This window comes from Methylophaga muralis (assembly GCF_001720165.1).
Taxonomy (GTDB): Bacteria; Pseudomonadota; Gammaproteobacteria; order Nitrosococcales; family Methylophagaceae; genus Methylophaga; species Methylophaga muralis.
Genome location: NZ_MCRI01000065.1, coordinates 1 through 5,053, shown reverse-complemented (window position 1 = coordinate 5,053; position 5,053 = coordinate 1). Strand labels below are relative to the sequence as shown.

The following is a 5,053-nucleotide window of genomic DNA, read 5'->3' as shown; positions in this document are numbered from 1 at the left end:
TTCATGAGTTATGAGGGTACGGATTATTATTTTCAATTGACTAGATTTTGGTATCCATACAAAACATGGAATCAAACTTGTTGACGAAATTTTTCTTTCAGAAAAATCCCGTACAACAGCTAAATTAATCGGCCAATTCACTTCAATGCCTTCTGAAGTACCTTTACCAGCAGCAGTATGGTTGTTCGGTTCTGGTTTGATGGGCTTTATGGCAATGCGTAGAAGAGCAAAAGCACAAGTAGCTTAATTCTCTCCGTAATACCGTAAAATAAAAACCGTGGCTTTCGAGCCACGGTTTTTTTATGTCTGGCAAAAGTGAGTAATTCAGATGGCAAGTTCCGAACCGTCTACTGCATCCGATACACCACCATTACAAAAAGATCATATCAATCCTGATTCGATTGGAGTGTTAGCTGAATTAATTCAGCAATATCACGCTGGATTTGTGGCAGATGATTTCGTAAAGCAGGCGACTGATAATTTAGAATCTATGCCACTGAAAACCCGAGTCAATCATCTCAGTAAGATTCTGGATACGCTATTGGATGACGACTATGCAGTGAATGCGCAATGGCTTAAACAGCTTGCCGATAACTGGCCTGGCAAGAATATCGAAAAGGGATGGCATAGTTTTATGGCATGGCCGTTAATTGATTACGCTGGCAAACATGGCCTGCAGCACCCTGAAATAGCCTTGGATTTATTGAAGCACCTGACGCCCTTATTTACTGCAGAATTTGCTATCAGACCCTATATAGAGCAGCACTTTGAGCTGACCTATAAAGAATTATTGCTCTGGTGTCAGCATGAAAATGAACATGTCCGGCGACTTGCATCAGAAGGAATGCGACCAAGACTGCCTTGGGGAGGGCATTTAAAAGCGTTACAACAAAACCCGCAGCCTGTATTTGACTTACTCAACCAGCTGAAAGATGACAAAAGCAAATATGTTCAAAAATCCGTTGCCAATAATTTAAACGATATTAGTAAAGATAATCCTCAGCGTGTAATTGATTTATGTCGCGAGTGGCTGAAAAATCCCACATTACAACGCCGCTGGATTGTCCGCCACGGGCTTCGAAGTCTGATTAAGGCGGGTGAACCTGCGGTGTTCCCATTACTGGGCTACAGTGAGAAGCCAGCGGTAAATGTTGATTTCGTATTAACCGGGCAACAAGTTAAGTTAGGTGAAAAGCTGGAAATGCAGATATCAATCAATTCTAAAACAAGCCAGGCACAAGAACTGGTGGTGGATTATCGAGTCTGGCATGTCAAAAGCAATGGTAAGACCACCGCCAAAGTTTATAAATGGAAAAACATCACATTATTGGCGGGAGAAAGCATTTCTTTGAAGAAGTCACATGGATTTTTAAAATTGACCACTCGGCAATATTACAGTGGTCACCATAGCATAGAGATACTTATCAACGGGGTAGTTTACGGAGAGGCTTCGGTGGATTTAAAGCTGGACTGAATTTTCTGTAAACGTATTGCCGAAAAAAACTCTGAACTAGCACCATAAAAAAACTATGAGCCCCGCAGGGCCCATAGTTTTTGTCATTGATGCTAGCAAATTTTACTATTTAGCTAATGCCTGCCAGGTACTGACGACAGTATCCGGATTTAATGAAATACTGCTGATGCCACGCTCAAGCAGCCATTCTGCCAAATCAGGATGATCTGAAGGGCCTTGTCCACAGATACCGACATACTTATCCGCTTTATGACAGGCTTTAATTGCCATTTCCAGCATCGCCAATACCGCAGGGTCACGTTCATCAAATGCAGCGGCAATTTGGGCTGAATCACGATCTAAGCCTAGTGTCAGCTGAGTCATGTCATTAGAGCCGATTGAAAAGCCATCAAAGAATTCCAGAAATTGATCTGCAAGTACTGCGTTTGAAGGTAACTCACACATCATGATTAAACGCAGGCCATTCTTGCCACGTTCCAAACCATTCTTTTTAAGAATTTTGATTACAGCTTCAGCCTCGCTCAAGGTGCGAACAAAAGGAATCATGACTTCAACGTTAGTTAACCCCATGACGTCACGCACACGCTTAATCGCCTCACATTCCAATTCAAAGCAAGCTTCAAATTCTGGAGAACTATAACGAGCCGCACCACGGAAACCAATCATCGGGTTCTCTTCGTGTGGTTCAAATTGCGCACCACCAATCAGGTTACCGTATTCATTCGATTTAAAATCGGACATACGCACAATAACTTTATGCGGATGGAATGCAGCAGCAATGGTAGAAACACCTTCAGTAATACGACTTATGTAAAACTCTACTGGATCACCATAAGCGGTAGTTTTTTCGCGAATGACTTGTTGGACTTCCGCATCCATTTCATCAGCAGCCATTAACGCTTTAGGATGGATACCAATCATATTGTTGATAATGAATTCCAGTCGAGCCAAACCAACCCCATCATTAGGAAGCTGGGAAAAGCTAAATGCACGATCAGGATTACCCACATTCATCATGATCTTGACCGGTAATTCAGGCATTTGGTCTAAGGACTGAACACGGTGTTCAAAATCCAGAAGTCCTTGATAAATATAACCTTCATCACCTTCGGCACAGGAAACCGTTGCAGAAATGCCTTCAGCGACTTTTTCAGTGGCATCGCCACAGCCTACAACAGCAGGAATACCCAATTCACGCGCAATAATGGCTGCATGACAAGTACGGCCGCCGCGATTGGTAATAATCGCAGCAGCTTTTTTCATGATCGGTTCCCAATCTGGATCGGTCATATCAGTGAGTAATACATCACCAGCTTCAAATTGATCCATTTGGTCAAGACTAGTTAAAAGTCTCACCCGGCCACTGCCAATTTTCCGACCAATGGCTCGGCCTCTAGCCAGCAATTCACCTTTGTCTTTTAAAATGAATTGTTCTGTGACATTTACGCTACGGCTTTCAACTGTTTCCGGACGTGCTTGAACGATATAAATCTGGCCATCATTACCATCTTTAGCCCATTCAATATCCATTGGTCTTTGGTAATGCTTTTCGATAATCATCGCCATACGGGCCAATGATTCAATTTCTTCATCACTCAAACAAAAATGTAATCGTTCTTCGGCATCTACATCAACTGTTTTGACTGGTGATTTGGCATCGCCCGAGTAAACCATTTTCAGGGCTTTCTGACCCAATGTTCTGCGTAATACAGCCGGACGATCTGCGCTTAATGTGGTTTTGTGAACATAAAATTCATCGGGATTAACTGCACCTTGAACCACCATTTCGCCCAAGCCGTAACTACCTGTGATAAACACGACATCACGGAAACCACTTTCTGTGTCTAAGGTAAAAGCCACGCCAGCAGCAGCGATATCAGAACGCACCATCTTCTGAATACCGGCAGACAATGCAACTTCACTGTGCTCGAAGCCTTGATGGTCACGATAGGCAATTGCCCTATCATTAAATAGTGAAGCAAATACTTCGCGGATGGCAAACTTGATATGGTCTAAACCTGAAACATTCAGAAAGGTTTCTTGTTGTCCGGCAAACGATGCATCTGGTAAATCTTCGGCAGTCGCTGATGAACGAACAGCCCAACTGGTCGAAGTACCGTACTCTTGTTCTAATTTACGATAAGCCTCATCAATTGCTGCTTCCATTTCTTCTGGATACGGGATAGTCATGATCCATTCACGGATTGTTTTGCCTGCTTTTTGCAGTGCAACAACATCGTCTACATCCAGTTCACGCAATAAATCGTTTATTTTTCCTTGTAGCCCATCATGTTGTAAAAACTCTCTATAAGCGTCAGCCGTTGTTGCAAAACCGCTTGGAACGGCTACACCCAAAGGTGCTAGATTTTGTAACATTTCGCCTAAAGAAGCATTTTTCCCGCCAACTCTCCCGACATCATTCATGCACAATTTATCGAGTGGAATTACATATTCGGTCATGACACCTACCTTAAATTTTTAGTTTTGTTAAATGTAATGGTTGATTCGCGGATGCGCTCTCGCGCAAGCCCCAGAGTGCGAACAACACGACTGGATATTTCTTCAATAGAAGTATTCGTAGTATCAAATACTGGAATATCAATTTTATCAAACATAATCATTGCTTTATCTAATTCTGCCTGACAAATTTCCAAAGAGGAATAATTACTATCAGGTCGACGTTGACGACGAATTCGGCTCAGCGGTACAGGTTTAATCGTTAAACCGGCAAGTTTATGTTTATGAATTTTCAGATATTCCGGCAGCTCCTCTGCCTCCAAATCTTCGACAGTTAATGGATAGTTAGCTACTTTAAGCGAGAAGTTCATCGCTAAATATAAGCTGGTTGGTGTTTTACCACAACGCGAAACACCTACGAGAATGACGTCCGCCTCTTCATATTGATCCGGACGGATACCATCATCATGGGTCAACGCATAATCAATCGCATCCAAACGTTTTTGATAGGTTGTATCACTTATTAATATTCGTGAAACCCCTACCTTTTGTGAAGCTTGAATGCCAAGAAAGCCTTCCATTGAACCGATAAAGTTATAAAACAAACTAATCACTAAACCATCACTGTCTTCGATGATTTGTTGGGCTTCGTTATTCACTAAAGTACTAAAAACCAACGGTGGTAGATCCGATTCGGCACAAAGCGAGTTAATTTGCTCTCGAGCATCTTCTGCTTTTTCTTTGCTATCGACAAAAGCAAGTGTGATTGTTTCAAACTCAATATCTGGAAATTGGGCTAATAGGCATTTTCCATAAGATTCGGCCGTTAAACCGGTTCGATCCGATACGAAAAATACGTTTCTTATTTGTTGACTGGTGTTTTCGGTTTCATCGCTCATTTGTTAATAATGTGCTGAAATGACTGTATTTATCAACAAAAAATTGGGAGCTGAAGTAGATAATATCGAAAGCATCTCTTAGGAAATGAATATAACTCATTGTATTGTAAATTGTGAGAGCTTATTTCTTTTCATCACGCATAAATAGAACAGCAAGACTTCAGCAGTGTGGTAAAGCTCTACAAAATTATTTTGGCGGCGTTAATAAAGCTAAATTTTGTCA

General features: G+C 41.8%; 4 protein-coding genes. 2 read left to right on the top strand and 2 right to left on the bottom strand.

Translation table 11 applies throughout. The features are described 5' to 3' along the window. Nucleotides 1-145: 145 nt before the first annotated feature. A complete protein-coding gene (locus A9E74_RS15095) occupies nt 146-247 on the top strand; it encodes a VPLPA-CTERM sorting domain-containing protein (RefSeq protein WP_245652177.1) in 102 nt (33 codons plus the stop codon). Nucleotides 248-328: 81 nt separating this feature from the next. Then, the gene (locus A9E74_RS13350) at nt 329-1,474 is read left to right on the top strand and encodes a DNA alkylation repair protein (protein ID WP_069297094.1); all 1,146 of its coding nucleotides are present in this window, start codon (nt 329-331) and stop codon (nt 1,472-1,474) included. 105 nt (nt 1,475-1,579) lie between these two features. Here the strand turns inward: A9E74_RS13350 and ppsA are convergent, their stop codons facing one another. Further along, nucleotides 1,580-3,934, bottom strand: a complete 2,355-nt coding sequence (gene ppsA / locus A9E74_RS13345) for a phosphoenolpyruvate synthase (protein ID WP_069297093.1) — start codon at nt 3,932-3,934, stop codon at nt 1,580-1,582. Nucleotides 3,935-3,939: 5 nt separating this feature from the next. After that, on the bottom strand, nt 3,940-4,830 hold the full coding sequence (locus A9E74_RS13340; RefSeq protein WP_069297092.1) for a pyruvate, water dikinase regulatory protein: 891 nt from the start codon (nt 4,828-4,830) through the stop codon (nt 3,940-3,942). Nucleotides 4,831-5,053 lie beyond the last annotated feature (223 nt).

Bases quoted from the DNA above. Each gene is read 5' to 3' on its own strand.
- A9E74_RS13350 (WP_069297094.1), top strand. From the start codon at position 329: ATGGCAAGTTCCGAACCGTCTACTGCATCCGATACACCACCATTACAA.
- A9E74_RS13340 (WP_069297092.1), bottom strand. From the start codon at position 4,830: ATGAGCGATGAAACCGAAAACACCAGTCAACAAATAAGAAACGTATTT.
- ppsA (WP_069297093.1), bottom strand. From the start codon at position 3,934: ATGACCGAATATGTAATTCCACTCGATAAATTGTGCATGAATGATGTC.
- A9E74_RS15095 (WP_245652177.1), top strand. From the start codon at position 146: ATGCCTTCTGAAGTACCTTTACCAGCAGCAGTATGGTTGTTCGGTTCT.